This window comes from Pseudomonas sp. QC2 (assembly GCF_002859085.1).
Classification (GTDB): Bacteria; Pseudomonadota; Gammaproteobacteria; order Pseudomonadales; family Pseudomonadaceae; genus Aquipseudomonas; species Aquipseudomonas petroselini.
In genome coordinates, this window is record NZ_PKKS01000008.1 from 268,802 (window position 1) to 284,053 (window position 15,252).

Here is a 15,252-nt window from a genome sequence, read left to right on the forward strand (position 1 = left end):
GGGTTCAGAACACGTGGACCAGGCGCAGCAAGGCCTCGGTGCCGGCATAGCCGTTGGATGCCGCGACGTTTTGCGAAAGGCTGAACATCACTTGGTTCTGCTGATCCAGCCAATGCCCGACCTCGAACCCCAGCTGGGTGTAGCGCTTGCGGGTGTCGTCGATTCGCTGACGGTTGATGCGCAGCGCGCCACCCTCGGCCTGGATCAGGCGAAATGCGCCGTAGGTGGCAGGGCTGAAGTCGTAGGAGGCAAACGCTTGCAGGCGATACAGCGGGTCTTGCTTGAGTTCGCTGCCAAAGTAGTCGTCATTGGTGGCGTACAGCTGGGTTTCGAGGTTGGCTTCCAGCACCCATTTTTCGCCGATGCCCTGGGTGTAGTTGTAGACAAAGGTCGCGCCCCAGCGATTGCCGCCGGGCGAGACGTCGGGGTTGTTGCGGTGGTATTCGCCCACCGGCACGGTGATCAGGCTCAGCAGGCCGCTGTAGGTGCGGGACGCCGGGTCATTGATGAAAAACAGCGTGCCGCCGACCTGTGGATCGCCGAACCCGCTTTCTCCGGTGTGCCGGGTCGCGCCCGGCAGGCGAGCATCGATATCGGCAAACGGCACAATGAACTGCGGGGTACAGAGCGTGCCGCAGGCATCGGTGAAAAACACCTGCCGGTAAGCGACGGCATTGACCTTGAGTTCGGCCTTGCCGGTGGTGTCGGCCGGGCCGTGAAAGTCCCCGGCGCGGGTGGCCGGCAGGTACAGCACACCGAGTTGGGTGCCGGGCGGTGCACTGAAGAAATCCCGGGCATTGAGGTCGGCAGCCTGGCTGTCGAGGCACAGTAAGGTGCCGCCGAGCAGTAAAGGCAAGGTGCGCAGGGTGGGTTGAGTCATGGCAAGGTGTCTCTTATGGGTGAGGGCAGGGACTGAAAGTTGGGCAAAAGCCGCCCGTGGCCGCCAAAACGGGCAGCGCAAAGAAACTAAAAAAACGCGGGATTATTCAGGTGGGGCGTGCACCAAGTGCGCAATGCGTGCTTTGTCTCTGACCCCGAGCTTGCTGTAGATCGTGCGCAAGTGATGGCGCACGGTATTGGGCGAGAGCCCCAGGTCGCGGGCGACTTCCTTGTAGGTCTTGCCCTCGCCGAAGCCTTGGGCTACAGCATTCTCCCGTGGGCTGAGCTGGGGCAGGGCTCGGTTGACGCGCGCGGCCAACAGGAACTGGTCGCCCACCGCGGACACCTGGATATGGATGTGCTTGCCCTCATGGCCACGCTCATCCAGTGGCACCGGCAAGGTTGGACCACTCCATTGCGGCCATTCGCTGAGCAGCACGTCTATAAAGCCGCGTTCGGCGCACTGCAACACGCCGTGCGGGCCGCACACCGCCAAGGCCAGGTTGCGCGGGCTGATCAGGGTTTCGCGGGTGGCCACCAGCGTGCGGATCTGGTTGGCCGAGACCGCTGCCACCAAGTGCAGCATCAGGTGGTTGAGCAGCTGGCAGTCTTGTTCGGCGAACCGTTGCGCTCCGGGCTTTCGATACAGGGTCAGGTGATCGCTGAGGCTGGTTTGCGGGTCAATGTGGATGACACACAACAGTTCGCCGATGCCGTACCGGTCGGCCAGCCAGTTCAAGCCAGTGCCGCTCGCCGGGTCCGACATATCGATGATCACCGCCTCGCCGGGCTGAGCATGCACGCGCCCGACGGTCACATCCAGATGACGGACGGACTGCCAGTCGGTCAAGTAAGCCGGCGGCAAGTGGTACAGGCAGCTGCTGTGTTCTTCCGGCAAATCCCCGATCAGCGCCGCGCGGCCCCACCAGGCACTGTCGAAGTGCAACAACTGACTGACGCGCGCCAACGCGTGGTGCTGGAAGTGCTCGATGTCCTGGTGTTGGGCCAATCGCTGCAGATCCAGGATCAGGGTGCTGAAGGCCTGCAACAGGCCCGAAGGGTCAGGACGGCTCATGAGTGTTCCTCTGTGCGACTTTTTATTGTTCTGGTCACAGGGTGAAGGCCGGTACGGTGAAATGACGTGGCAGGGCCTGGGCCAAGTATCGGTGCAGCCGAGTACGATCGCTATCGTTCAGATGCAGGATGCGGCCGATGGGTGTGTGGGATCTTTCGGGAGGTGCCACGGCGCTTTTCCCCCTTCCGGTTTTCCCCCTACACTGGCCGGTCACTTGTCTTTCAAAGGATGAAACACAATGCACACGCCTGAACCTCATATCGTGATCCAGCGCTTTACCGAGGCCCACCTTGAGGGGGTCGCCGCGCTCTATAACGAACCGGCCGTGTGCCGTCAGGTGCTGCAGATGCCTTTCCAGTCGGTCGAGGCGTGGCGCAAGCGCTTGGTGATGGACAACGAGCGGCGGCTACAACTGGTGGCGGTGCACGGCGGCGAGGTGATTGGCCAGCTTGGCCTGGAGCAGTACCTGCGCGTGCGCCAGGCCCACGTCGGCTCGTTCGGCATGGGCGTGGCGACGGCGTGGCAGGGCAAGGGCGTCGGCTCGCGGTTGTTGACGGCAGCGCTGGACGTGGCCGACAACTGGATGAACCTGCGCCGGGTGGAACTCACGGTGTACGCCGACAACGAAGCGGCGCAGGCGCTGTACCGCAAATTCGGCTTTGAAGTTGAAGGCGTGTTGCGCGATTACGCCCTGCGTGACGGTCGGTTTGTCGACACCGTGAGCATGGCGCGCCTGCGCACGTCGGCTTAATCCTGCAAGGCGAACGCCACCGCAGCCTGCGCATGCAGCTCGGTGGTATCCAGCAGCGGCAGGCGGCTGTGTTCGGGTTTGATCAGCAGGCTGATTTCCGTGCAGCCGAGGATGATCGCCTGGGCACCGCGTGCGGCCAGGGACTCGATCACCCGTTGGTAGACCTGGCGTGATGTGTCGCTGATCACCCTGACGCACAATTCTTCATAGATGATCCGGTGCACCGCCTGGCGTGCGTCCGCCTCGGGCACCAGCACGGTCAGGCCTTGGGCCGCCAGGCGGGATATGAGGAAATCCTGCTCCATGGTGAACGCGGTGCCGAGCAGGCCGACTGTGAGCGTGCCGGCGTCCACGGCCGCCGCGCCGGCTGCGTCGGCGATATGCAGGAACGGAATCGAGACGGCCGCTTCAATACGCGGCGCCACGAGGTGCATGGTGTTGGTACACAGCACCACGCACTCCGCACCGCCGGCCTGCAGGCGGCGCGCGGCATCTTCGAGGATCAGCGCGGTATCGTCCCAGCGGCCGGCGTGTTGAGCCTGCTCCACTGGGCCGAAATCTACGCTGTACATCAGCAGTTGCGCCGAACGCAGCGGGCCGAGTTGGTCGCGCACGCGTTGGTTGATGATGCGGTAGTACTCGGCGCTGGACTCCCAGCTCATGCCGCCGATAAGGCCGATGGTGCGCATGCGGTGCTCCTGGCAAGGAAAGTCGCTTCACCTTACGCATCAGCCGTTGATTAGTCATACGCAGTTACCGACGAAATGACCGGTGCAGTTCTACAGGTCGAGGTTGATCCAGCCCGGCTTGGCCTCTTCCGGTGCCACGGCGTTGATCTGCTTGCCGGTCGCTCGCTCTACGCGCCGCGCCACTTGCGGGTCATCGGCAAAAGGTATCAGGCTGGCGTCGTCCAGGCTCTGCTCAGACTGACCGCGCAAGCAGTATTCCACCGCGCCATACAGGCACACCACCATCAGTAAGCCGCCCATATCAGGCAATCCGCGCGTCAAGTTGAGCCACGCTCAGGTCGGCGACACGCACCGTGCGCCACGTGTTGTAGGCCATCAGCACCATCCCGGTCAGAAAGAACACGCCCCCGGCAAAACGCACCACGAACCCCGGATGACTGGCCTGCAAGGCTTCGACAAACGAGTAGGTGAGGGTGCCGTCATCGTTGACTGCCCGCCACATCAGGCCCTGGGTTATGCCATTGACCCACATCGAGGCGATGTACAGCACGGTGCCGATGGTCGCCAGCCAAAAGTGCAGGTTGATCAGCGGCACGCTGTGCATCTGCTCGCGCCCGAATACCTTGGGGATCATGTGGTACAGCGAGCCAAAGGTGATCATCGCCACCCAGCCCAACGCCCCGGCATGGACGTGGCCAATGGTCCAGTCGGTGTAGTGGGAGAGGGCGTTGACGGTCTTGATCGCCATCATCGGGCCTTCAAATGTCGACATACCGTAGAACGCCAGCGACAGCACCAGAAAACGCAGGATCGGATCGGTGCGCAACTGATGCCAGCCTCCGGACAACGTCATCATGCCGTTGATCATCCCGCCCCAGCTCGGCGCCAGCAGGATCAGCGACATTGCCATGCCCAGTGACTGCGCCCAGTCCGGCAGCGCGGTGTAGTGCAAATGGTGCGGGCCGGCCCAGATATACAGGGTGATCAACGCCCAGAAATGCACAATGGACAAGCGATACGAATACACCGGTCGGCCGACTTGTTTGGGCACGAAGTAATACATCATCCCCAGAAAGCCGGTCGTCAGGAAAAACCCTACCGCGTTATGCCCATACCACCACTGCACCATGGCATCGGTGGCCCCGGAATACACCGGGTACGACTTGAACCCGTCCACCGGGATTGCCAGGTGGTTGACCACGTGCAGCATGGCGATCACCAGGATAAACGCGCTGAAAAACCAGTTGCCCACGTAGATGTGCTGGGTTTTGCGTCGCACCACCGTGGTAAAGAACACCACGGCATAGGCCACCCACACTACCGCCATCCACACCGCGCCCGAGAATTCGATCTCGGCGTATTCCTTGGTGGTGGTATAGCCCAGCGGCAAGCTGATCAGCATGATCACGATCACCGACTGCCAGCCCCAAAACGTAAACGCAGCGAGGCGGTCGGAAAATAGCCGAACCTGGCAGGTGCGCTGCACCGCGTAATAGCTGGCGGCAAACTGTGCGCTGCCGGCAAAGCCGAAGATCACCAGGCTTGTGTGCAAGGGCCGTAACCGGCCAAAGGTGGTCCAGGGCAGATCCAGGTTCATTTCCGGCCAGACCAGTTGCGAGGCGATCCACACGCCCATCGCCATGCCGACCACGCCCCAGACGAGGGTGGCGATTACGAATTGGCGCACGACTGTGTAGTTATAGGCCTGCCCGATGGTTGCGGTGCTCATGCTTGTCCTCCCACGGTTCCAAGTGGCGGCACTTTAGGAAGTGTGGGCAAAACAAAACAGACTCAGAAATACCTCATTACGGCGGATCAGCTTGCTTGGAGCCGCCGGGCTCATTACAAAAAAGCCGTTAATCGTACGGCCAGTGGCTGCATCTGCCATGATCGACGCTAGTTACCTGGCCCACCCAAGGAAATCCGCAATGGACGATGTACAGCAACTGGGCGAGATGCTTCGTCACTACGCCGATAGCGAAGCGCACAAGAAACAGCAATTCGATGTGCAATCGGCCCGCTGGGCGCAAAAGCTCGCAGAGCTGTTCGGGCAGATCGAGCAGTGGCTGGAACCGGTAAAGACCGTGGGACTGCTGGAGGTGCATCGCGAGGGCTACGTTGCCAGCGGCCCGAGCGTGCCGGTGGAGACATCGACCTTCAAGACCGAAAAACTGACCGTACAGATCACCGGCAAGCCGGTCGAGTTCGTGCCCGATGTGATGGGAGTGGGTGGCTTGATCTCCGTGTCCGTCATGGGCTTGACCGCTGCGCGGCACGGCAGCGTTTCCTTGGTGCTGCCCGCGGACAAGAACGACTGGCTATGGAAGAAAACCAATGGCCTGAAAGACCCCGACACCTTTGGCTTCGACGCCAACTTCCTGGCCTCGCAGTTGCAAAGCCTGATTCCACGCGAACGCGGCTGAGTGTCAGCGCGGGGTCGCCACGACCGCTGGGCTGCTGGAGCATCGCCGGCCGGTCAAACCGACTCGTGCAATAACGCTAATTTTTCAGGATTGGCTATACCTACAGCTCAACATTTCGATGATGACTGCCAGGGAGTTCAATGATGAAACTAAGGCTACTGATCAGCACGCTGGGCGTTGCGTCAATCGCGATGGCAGGCTGTGCCAGCAAGGTCACTCAACCGGATGAGTATTCCGGCTTCCTCTCGGACTACAGCCAGCTCAAGGAAGCCAAATCCCCTTCGGGTGCCGAAGTGATGCGCTGGGTCGACCCCAAACTGGACCTGAGCCGCTACACCGCGGTGTACATCGAACCGACCCAGTTCTATCCCAAACCGCAGGCGACCGCGAAAATCCCCGACAGTACCCTCACTGGTATCAACGCCTACTACAGCCAGGCGCTTAGGCGGGAGCTGGAAAAATCCCTGCCCCTGGCCAATGGTCCTGGCCCCGGCGTGATGGTGGTACGTGCGGCGATCACCGCCGTCAGCAGCAAGACCGAAGGCCTCAAGCCTTATGAGTTCATCCCCGTGGCTCTGGTTGCCGCGGCGGTGAGTACCGGCACCGGCATCCGTGATCAGGAAACCACCTTGGGCACCGAGGCGCAGTTTCTCGACGGCTCAAGTGGCAAGGTACTTGCCCAAGTGGTGCGCAAAGGCACCGGCAAGCCATTGGCCAATGACTCGCAGGTGATGAAAGCTGACGATGTAAAAGGCGTGATTGATGGTTGGGCGTCCGACTTGCATCAGTCGTACCTCAAGCTCAAACGCCTATAAACCCGCAGGGATTGGCCTTGTATCGGAGGGACATGCCCTAATGCCAGTCAGTTAAGAAGCAGCAAGAGCGAAAAGTAACCCGTGGCGAGGGAGCTTGCTCCCGCTGGACTGCGCAGCAGTCCCAGTCTTTTGAAACAAAAAGCTGGGGCCGCTTCGCGACCCAGCGGGAGCAAGCTCCCTCGCCACAGTTACGGTGCTCACCCTTAACTGACTGGCATTAGGACATGCCCGGCCTGACGCTGTTGCGGCCGGGCATGGGTGTTACTTGAGCGGGGTCAGGGGAGGCAGCTTCCATTGACCGCTACCGACCTCAGGCTTGGGCAGGTAAATGCGCAACACCGCATAGAACGGGCCCGGCGGGGCCGGCAACCAGTTGCTCTGCTCCGCTTTTGGCGGCTCGTGGTGCTGCAGCGCCAGGGTCAGGCCGCCATCCGCGTCGCGCTTGAGGCTGGAGAGCATCCGCGAGTTGATCAGGTAGCGTTTCTTGTGGTTAGGCACCAGCAGCTTGGTCTTGGCGTCGTACATGGTCAGCGACCAGAACGCGTCGGCTGGCGGTAACTGGTCTTTGGCGAAGTGCACGGTGTAGCTATGGCGTGCGCCGTTGGCCGGTTTGCCCTCGCTGTCGACGACGTAAGTCAAGTAAGCCGCCTCGTCGGTGGAGTTGCCGAAAAGCTCCGTGTCGGCACCCGCATAGCGGTACAGGTAGTTGTTTTTAAGGTGGTCGCGGCTACCGAACAGCTCCCCGCTGGGGACTTGTTGCGTGTCCAGTTTGTCTTTCTTGAACGCGGCAAACTCGGCCTTGCCATCAGCGATGCCGTCTTCGAGGGCCTTACGCTGTTCGGCGGTCAGCTGGTTGACCTTGAACGGTGCACCTGGCGCGACACCGATCTTGGCAAAGCGTGCCAGCAGGTCTTTTTCACTGTCCTGGGGCGCGGCGAACGCCAGCATGAAGTTCAGGTAGCGGAACAATTGTGGGCTGTCGCTCATGGTCGCCGTCGGCTTCGGCCATTCGATTTTCGGCGCCTTGGCCGGTGCGGCGAGCTTCACATAGCTGCTCAGCGACTGCACTTTATAGCCACTCTGGATCTGCTTGACCTTGTTCAGGTCTTTTTCATCAAACAGCTGCGTGCGGTACAGGGCGTAGGCGATATTGCTTTCGCTGTAGATCACGCGGTCCACATCCACCGGTTGCTGGCCCTTCCAGTCCGGGCCGGCGATCATGTAGTGGCCGCCGTTATTACCGGTACTGCGAGTGCCCAGGTAGGCAAAGTTCTGCGTGTAAAGGTCGATCAACTGCACCGAGTAGTAACGGTCGTCTTCGATTTTGGGCAGGGTCAGTACGAGCGGTTCGCTGCGCAGGTCCATCCACACGAAGGAGTAGGGCGTGTCCGGGTTCGGTGTGACGACCCCGGTGTCCTTGGGCGTAAATACCTGGGCGGAGTGGCCGATACGGTTGATCGGCGCCTTGAAATTGGCACCGCCCTTGTCAACGGCTTGGGTGTAGAGCGTCTTGTACATCTCCACCACCGGGAAGCCATACAGGTAGGCTTCCTTGGCAATGGCCCGCGCTTCGCTGGGCGTTGCGGTGAAGTCGGCCCAGGCGCCGGTACTCATGAATATCGAGAGGCTCGCCAACAGCAGGCGCGTCGGTTTTCCAATCATGTTGTTGCGTCCTTCCAGAGATCTTTTTTGAGGGCATGGGATTAAACCGCCGAGTTAACCGGTTTATTGGCCGAACGTCACGTTAATCCCTGCAAACAAGCGCCATCTGTGCGCAAATCGTTGCCCTGGCGGGACGGCGCACACGCCAAGAGGGGGTCTCAGGCGGCGGGCAGCATCGATTTGACCTTGTCGCGCAATTGATCAATGGAAAACGGTTTGGCGATCACCTGCATGCCGGCGGGCACGTCGATATTCTCCGCATAGCCGCTGGCGAACAGGATAGGCAGGGTAGGGCGCAGTTCACGCACCTTGGTGGCCAGCTGCTTGCCGTCCATGTCCGGCAGGCCGACGTCGGTCATCATCAGGTCGATGACATGTTCGGTGTTTTCCACGATTGCCAGCGCTTCTGCCGCGTCGGCAGCCTCCAGCACACTGAACGCCAACTCCTCCAGAACATCGACGATGAGCATGCGCACGATGGCATCGTCTTCAACGACAAGGATGGTGGAAGTGACTGCGGACATAATATGAAATTCCCAAAAAAGGCGAGGGTTTACACGCGGCCGTTCTGACAGGCCTCTTCCTTGAGTAAGCGCGCACTCGTGACAAGTTCCCGCAGGCCGTAAAAACAATGCGTTAGAAAAGACCATAGAGAATAGCCTGTTCCCATGTAGGAATCTGTACAAACCCGTTCTAGAAAAATAGTCTTGCCCGCCCGTTTGGGGCAAACTCCCGGTTTTTCCACCTTTGGCCAAGGCATGCCCATGACTCCCGCTTCGTCCGTCGATGAAAAGAGCTTCCGTACACTACTGAGCCGAAACGTGGCGTTGCCCCTGGGTGTGGGCGTGCTCAGTGCTGTATTTTTCGTCGTATTGATCACCTACCTGCTGTCGGTCATCCAGTGGGTGGAACACACCGACCGGGTTATCAATAACCTCAATGAGTCGTCCAAGCTGACGGTGGACCTGGAAACCGGCATGCGCGGCTTCCTGATCACCGGTGACGAGCATTTCCTCGACCCTTACGAAGTGGCCAAGCCGCGAATCATTGCCGACCTGCGCAATTTGCAGGAACTGGTGGCGGACAACCCGCAGCAAGTGGACCGTCTCAAACGCCTGGAGGCCATGCAGGCCGAGTGGAACAACTACGCCCAGTCGATGATTGATATGCAGCGCAGCAGTGGCGACTACCGCAGTGCGGTCAAGGCCGGCCGCGGCAAGCGCCTGACCGATGAGATCCGCAAGGAATATGACGATGCGGTGGCGATGGAACAGCAGTTCCGCATCGCCCGCAATGAAGAAGTCACCCGCACCACCGTGATCAGCGTCACCCTGTACCTGGCCTTTGTACTCGGTTTGAGTGGCTTTCTGGCTTACATTGGTCGTAAGAATTTAGTTTCTTTATCAGATAGTTACAGCGCAAACCTCGCGTCCCAACAGAAGATCGCGCGGCGGCTGGAGCAACAGGCTTGGTTGCGCAATGGCCAGACTGAATTGGCTGAACAGGTGCTCGGCCAGCTGACCCTGAACATGCTGGGCCGCAATATCCTGCAATTCTTTGCCCAATACATGGGCTCGGTCGTCGCCGCGCTGTATGTGCGCGAAGAGCACGGCGGCCTCAAGCGCGTGGCCACCTACGGTTTCTCCCGCGAGCAGGAACAGCGTGAGCAAGCGATCTACAGTGATGAAGGCATCGTTGGCCAAGCGGCCCAGCTGGATCGCCTGATTCGCCTGGACGATGTGCCGGTGGACTACTTCAAGGTCAGCTCCGGCCTGGGTGAGGGTGCTGCACGCAGTGTGCTGGTCATGCCCACCAGCGATGATGATCGCGTCAATGGCGTGCTCGAGCTGGGTTTCCTGCGGCCGCTGCAAGAACGCGACGAGGAGCTGCTGGAACTGATCGCCGGCAATATCGGCACCTCCATCGAGGCCGCCCGTTATCGCCAGCGCCTGCAGGAAGTGCTGGCCGAGACCCAGCAGCTCAACGAAGAGCTGCAAGTGCAGCAGGAAGAGCTCAAGACCGCCAACGAAGAGCTGGAGGAACAGTCGCGCATCCTCAAGGAGTCCCAGGCTCACCTGGAAACCCAGCAAGCGGAGCTTGAGCAGACCAACGAGCAACTCGCCGAACAGACGCAGACCCTGGCCGAGCAGCGCGACGCCATGGACCGCAAGAACGTCGAACTCAACCAGGCCCAGCTCGAGCTGGAAGACCGTGCCGAAGAGTTGCAGCGCTCCAGCAAGTACAAATCCGAATTCCTCGCCAACATGTCCCACGAGCTGCGCACGCCACTGAACAGTTCGTTGATCCTGGCCAAGTTGCTGGCCGAGAACCCGCAGGAAAATCTCAGCGCCGAGCAGGTCAAGTTTGCCGAATCGATCTATTCCGCCGGCAATGACTTGCTCAACCTGATCAACGACATCCTGGACATTTCCAAGGTGGAAGCCGGCAAGCTCGAAGTACGCCCGGAAAACTCCAGTGTGGCGCGTTTGGTAGACGGCCTGCGCGGCATGTTCGAACCGCTGGCGGCCGATCGCAAGCTGGGCTTCCAAGTGGACGTGCAGGAAGGTTCGCCGACCATGCTGTTTACCGACCGCCAGCGCTTGGAACAGATCCTCAAGAACCTGCTGTCCAACGCGATCAAGTTCACCGAGCAGGGCGACGTAAGCCTCTCTGTGTCGCGTGCACCGGGGGAGGGCATTGCCTTCACGGTTCGCGACTCCGGCATCGGCATTGCCCCGGACCAGCAGGAAAGCATCTTCGAAGCCTTCCGCCAGGCCGACGGCACCACCAATCGCCGTTATGGCGGCACCGGCCTGGGCCTGTCGATTTCCCGCGACCTGGCGGCGCTGTTGGGCGGCTACATCAGTGTGGCCAGCGAGCCAGGCAAGGGCAGTATCTTTACCCTGGTGTTGCCGGAGCAGTATGTCGAGCGCGAGGCAGACGCCGCCCCTGTCGAACCGCCGCGCCAAGTGGTGATGGCACCCGCACCGGTCCCCGTCAAGGTGTCACCGTTGCCGGTGGCCGACGCCAAGCTGATTCCGCGCTTCGCCGACGACCGCGACAAGACCCCGTTTACCACCCGCTGCATTCTGGTGGTGGAAGACGAGCCGAATTTCGCCCGTATCCTCTTCGACCTGGCCCATGAACTGGGCTACCACTGCCTGGTGGCCCACGGCGCGGACGAAGGCTACAGCCTGGCCGAGGAATACATTCCCGACGCCATCCTGTTGGACATGCGCTTGCCGGACCATTCCGGGCTCACTGTTCTGCAGCGCCTGAAAGAGCACGCCAACACCCGCCATATCCCGGTGCATGTGATTTCCGTGGAAGACCGCGTCGAAGCCGCCATGCACATGGGCGCCATTGGCTATGCGGTCAAGCCCACCACCCGCGAAGAGCTCAAGGACGTGTTTGCGCGCCTGGAGGCCAAGCTGACCCAGAAGGTCAAGCGCGTGCTGCTGGTGGAAGACGATGACCTGCAGCGCGACAGTATTGCCCGCCTGATCGGCGACGATGACATCGAGATCACCGCCGTCGGTTTTGCCCAGGAAGCCCTCGACCTGCTGCGTACCAATGCCTACGACTGCATGATCATCGACCTCAAGTTGCCGGACATGCTCGGCAACGAGCTGCTCAAGCGCATGGCCACCGAGGATATCTGTTCGTTCCCGCCCGTGATCGTCTACACCGGGCGCAACCTGACTCGCGATGAAGAGGCCGAACTGCGCAAGTATTCGCGCTCGATCATCATCAAGGGCGCCCGCTCGCCGGAGCGCCTGTTGGACGAAGTCACACTCTTTCTGCACAAAGTCGAATCCCAGCTGTCCCATGACCGCCAGAAGATGCTCAAGACCGCCCGCAGCCGCGACAAGGTGTTCGAGGGGCGAAAAATCCTGCTGGTGGACGATGATGTGCGCAACATCTTCGCCCTGACCAGCGCCCTGGAGCACAAGGGCGCGGTGGTGGTGATCGGCCGTAACGGCCGTGAAGCCATCGACAAACTCAATGAAGTCGACGATATCGACCTGGTGCTGATGGACGTGATGATGCCGGAAATGGACGGTTACGAGGCCACCGCCTTGATCCGCCAGGACCCGCGCTGGAAAAAGCTGCCGATCATCGCGGTGACGGCCAAGGCCATGAAGGACGACCAGGAACGCTGCCTGGCGGCCGGTTCCAACGATTACCTGGCCAAGCCGATTGATCTGGATCGTCTGTTCTCACTCATTCGCGTATGGCTACCGAAGATGGAACGCATTTAAGTGGAGCGAAGTTTTTTGGAAAAAAGCAGCGACATTGAGCTGCGCCTGTTGATCGAGGCGATTTACCTCAAGTACAGCTATGACTTCCGGGATTACTCCGGGGCGTCGGTCAAGCGCCGTGTGGCTCATGCGTTGCGCCAGTTCGATTGCGCGACGATTTCCGCCTTGCAGGAGCGCGTGCTGCACGACCCGGCGGCGTTCATGCAGTTGCTGCAGTTCTTGACGATTCCGGTGAGCGAGATGTTTCGCGACCCGTCGCACTTCCTGGCGATCCGCCAAGAGGTGGTGCCGCTGCTCAAGACCTATCCGTCGATCAAGATCTGGATCGCCGGCTGCAGCACGGGCGAGGAGGTGTACTCCATGGCCATCCTGTTGCGCGAAGAGGGGTTGCTGGAGCGTACGATCATCTACGCCACCGATATCAACCCGGCGTCGCTGGACAAGGCCAAGCAGGGCATCTTTTCGCTGGAGAACGTCCGCGCCTACACCGCCAACTATCAGCAGGCCGGCGGCCAACGTTCATTTGCCGACTACTACACAGCGGCCTACGATTACGCGATCTTCGATAAAACGTTGCGCGAGAATGTCACCTTCGCTGACCACAGTCTGGCGACCGATAGCGTATTCTCAGAAACTCAATTAATTTCATGCCGTAACGTATTGATTTACTTTAATAAAAAATTGCAAGATCGCGCATTTGGTTTGTTTCATGAGTCGCTGTGTCATCGCGGCTTCCTGGTGCTGGGCAGCAAGGAAACCCTGGACTTCTCCGCGTACGGCAAGCAGTTCGAACCCTTGGTCAAACAGGAACGGATCTACCGAAAACTATGAATCAAGCGGCTGCCAGCCCGGCAAAGGTCCGGGGTATAGAGGCTATCGTCATCGGCGCCTCCGCCGGTGGCGTAGAGGCGTTGCTGATTGTATTTGGCCAATTGCCGGCAGATTTCGGCTTGCCTATCGTCGCCGTATTGCACCTGCCGGATGAGCGCCGTAGCCAATTAGCCGAGGTGTTTGACCGGCGCGTCGCCATACCGGTGGTGGAGGCGCGCGACAAGGAAACGCTCAAGCCGGGCACCCTGTACTTTGCCGGTCCCGGCTATCACCTGTCGGTGGAGCAGGATCGCAGCCTGTCGCTGAGCCAGGAAGACCGCGTGCACCATTCGCGACCGGCCATTGATTTCCTGTTCGAGTCCGCCGCCGAAGCCTACGGCAAAGGCCTGATGGCCATCCTGTTGACCGGCGCCAACCACGATGGCGCCCGGGGCCTGGCCTACGTCAAGCGACAGGGTGGAACCACCGTGGTGCAAGACCCCACTGAAGCACGTGTCGACGTCATGCCCCGGGCTGCGCTGGCGCTGCACACACCCGACCACATTCTGACGTTGAGCCGCATTGGCTCATTGCTGGCTTCCCTGGAATATTCCCCATGTTAAGTACTGTCCAGGCCAAACTGCTGATCGTCGACGATCTGCCGGAAAACCTGCTGGCCCTCGAAGCGCTGATCAAGCGCGAGGACCGCCAGGTGTTCAAGGCATTGAGCGGCGACGAGGCCTTGTCCCTGTTGCTGGAGCACGAGTTCGCCATGGCGATCCTCGACGTGCAGATGCCCGGCATGAACGGGTTCGAGCTGGCCGAATTGATGCGCGGTACCGAGAAAACCAAGAACATCCCGATTGTGTTCGTCAGCGCCGCCGGCCGCGAACTCAATTACGCCTTCAAAGGCTACGAAAGCGGTGCCGTCGACTTCCTGCACAAACCGCTGGATATCCATGCGGTGAAGAGCAAGGTCAACGTGTTCGTCGACCTGTATCGCCAGAGCAAGGCGATGAAGCAACAAGTCGAAGCCTTGGAGCGCAGCCGTCGCGAGCAGGAACTGCTGCTCACGCGCCTGCAGGCCACCCAGGCCGAGTTGGAACAGGCGGTACGTATGCGCGACGACTTCATGTCGATCGTCGCCCACGAAGTGCGTACGCCCCTGAATGGCCTGATTCTCGAGACCCAACTGCGCAAGATGCACCTGGCGCGGGACAACGCCGCGGCGTTCGCCCTCGACAAGATGCACGCGATGGTCGACCGCGATGAGCGGCAGATCCAGAGCCTGATCCGCCTGATCGAAGACATGCTGGATGTGTCGCGCATTCGCACCGGCAAGCTGTCCATTCGCCCGGCGCGCTTCGACCTGGCGCAGTTGGTGAGCAACTTGGTAGAGAACTTTGCGCCGCAAGTGGCGGCTGCGGAATCGTCCATGCAGCTGATTGTGGACGGCCCTGTGGAAGGTAACTGGGACGAGTTCCGCATTGAGCAGGTGGTCACGAACCTGCTGACCAACGCCCTGCGCTACGGGGCCAAGAGCCCGGTGGAGGTGCGCGTGTACAGCGAACATGGCGAAGCTCGCGTGGAAGTGCGCGACCACGGGATCGGCATCAGCGAAGACAACCAGAAACGTATTTTCCAACAGTTCGAGCGTGTGTCCGCCAGTCAGGTGGCCGCAGGCCTGGGCCTGGGACTGTTTATTTCCGAGCAGATCGTTGCAGCCCATGGCGGCACCATCGAGGTCGAAAGCCAGATAGGCGAGGGCGCCCTGTTTCGGGTGTGCCTGCCCCTTGAACCGTCGGCATGAAATCAATCGTCATTTCGACGCAACCTTCTGCGTGACCCCATGGTCGTAATTGCAGCAATTGACCGAACAAAGGCTT

14 protein-coding genes are annotated in these 15,252 nt (G+C 60.4%); 7 read left to right on the forward strand and 7 right to left on the reverse strand.

From position 1 onward, the window contains the following. Positions 1-4: 4 nt before the first annotated feature. Complete coding sequence (locus QCBJ_RS07995; RefSeq protein WP_046034183.1) at positions 5-880, reverse strand: transporter; 876 nt, start codon at positions 878-880, stop codon at positions 5-7. A gap of 102 nt (positions 881-982) precedes the next feature. After that, entirely contained in the window at positions 983-1,954 is a 972-nt protein-coding gene (locus QCBJ_RS08000) for a helix-turn-helix transcriptional regulator (RefSeq protein ID WP_102060481.1), read from the reverse strand. 238 nt (positions 1,955-2,192) lie between these two features. On the opposite strand from QCBJ_RS08000, the gene QCBJ_RS08005 reads away from it, so the two are divergent. Further along, positions 2,193-2,705 (forward strand): GNAT family N-acetyltransferase, encoded by a 513-nt coding sequence (locus QCBJ_RS08005; RefSeq protein ID WP_046034181.1) that lies wholly within the window; start codon positions 2,193-2,195, stop codon positions 2,703-2,705. On the opposite strand, the gene QCBJ_RS08010 is transcribed toward QCBJ_RS08005, so the two are convergent. The 3 genes from QCBJ_RS08010 to ccoN all read right to left on the reverse strand — a co-directional run bounded on the left by QCBJ_RS08010 (position 2,702) and on the right by ccoN (position 5,123). Further along, positions 2,702-3,394, reverse strand: a complete 693-nt coding sequence (locus QCBJ_RS08010) for an aspartate/glutamate racemase family protein (protein WP_102060482.1) — start codon at positions 3,392-3,394, stop codon at positions 2,702-2,704. The genes QCBJ_RS08005 and QCBJ_RS08010 overlap by 4 nt on opposite strands. 90 nt (positions 3,395-3,484) lie before the next feature. Continuing rightward, entirely contained in the window at positions 3,485-3,694 is a 210-nt protein-coding gene (locus tag QCBJ_RS08015; RefSeq protein WP_012724191.1) for a cbb3-type cytochrome c oxidase subunit 3, read from the reverse strand. Between the two features lies 1 nt (position 3,695). Further along, complete coding sequence (ccoN, locus tag QCBJ_RS08020) at positions 3,696-5,123, reverse strand: cytochrome-c oxidase, cbb3-type subunit I (protein ID WP_102060483.1); 1,428 nt, start codon at positions 5,121-5,123, stop codon at positions 3,696-3,698. Positions 5,124-5,322: 199 nt separating this feature from the next. Between ccoN and QCBJ_RS08025 the strand changes: the two genes are divergently transcribed. Both QCBJ_RS08025 and QCBJ_RS08030 read left to right on the forward strand, forming a co-directional pair. Next, positions 5,323-5,817, forward strand: a complete 495-nt coding sequence (locus QCBJ_RS08025; protein WP_102060484.1) for a hypothetical protein — start codon at positions 5,323-5,325, stop codon at positions 5,815-5,817. 143 nt (positions 5,818-5,960) lie between these two features. Further along, entirely contained in the window at positions 5,961-6,632 is a 672-nt protein-coding gene (locus tag QCBJ_RS08030) for a DUF3313 domain-containing protein (protein ID WP_102060485.1), read from the forward strand. 261 nt (positions 6,633-6,893) lie between these two features. On the opposite strand, the gene QCBJ_RS08035 is transcribed toward QCBJ_RS08030, so the two are convergent. Continuing rightward, positions 6,894-8,294 (reverse strand): DUF1254 domain-containing protein, encoded by a 1,401-nt coding sequence (locus QCBJ_RS08035; protein WP_064055130.1) that lies wholly within the window; start codon positions 8,292-8,294, stop codon positions 6,894-6,896. 158 nt (positions 8,295-8,452) lie between these two features. Continuing rightward, positions 8,453-8,818 (reverse strand): response regulator, encoded by a 366-nt coding sequence (locus tag QCBJ_RS08040; protein WP_046034176.1) that lies wholly within the window; start codon positions 8,816-8,818, stop codon positions 8,453-8,455. Positions 8,819-9,058: 240 nt separating this feature from the next. On the opposite strand from QCBJ_RS08040, the gene QCBJ_RS08045 reads away from it, so the two are divergent. The 4 genes from QCBJ_RS08045 to QCBJ_RS08060 are packed head-to-tail and all read left to right on the forward strand — an operon-like array spanning position 9,059 to position 15,176. Beyond that, positions 9,059-12,556 carry a response regulator gene (locus tag QCBJ_RS08045; RefSeq protein ID WP_043205341.1) on the forward strand — a complete coding sequence of 1,166 codons (3,498 nt, stop codon included), beginning with the start codon at positions 9,059-9,061 and terminating at the stop codon, positions 12,554-12,556. Beyond that, on the forward strand, positions 12,557-13,387 hold the full coding sequence (locus tag QCBJ_RS08050) for a protein-glutamate O-methyltransferase CheR (RefSeq protein WP_012724198.1): 831 nt from the start codon (positions 12,557-12,559) through the stop codon (positions 13,385-13,387). Then, on the forward strand, positions 13,384-13,989 hold the full coding sequence (locus tag QCBJ_RS08055) for a chemotaxis protein CheB (protein WP_012724199.1): 606 nt from the start codon (positions 13,384-13,386) through the stop codon (positions 13,987-13,989). The genes QCBJ_RS08050 and QCBJ_RS08055 overlap by 4 nt, the downstream gene beginning before the upstream one ends. Further along, the gene (locus QCBJ_RS08060; protein ID WP_102060486.1) at positions 13,983-15,176 is read left to right on the forward strand and encodes a hybrid sensor histidine kinase/response regulator; all 1,194 of its coding nucleotides are present in this window, start codon (positions 13,983-13,985) and stop codon (positions 15,174-15,176) included. The genes QCBJ_RS08055 and QCBJ_RS08060 overlap by 7 nt, the downstream gene beginning before the upstream one ends. Positions 15,177-15,252: the final 76 nt, after the last annotated feature.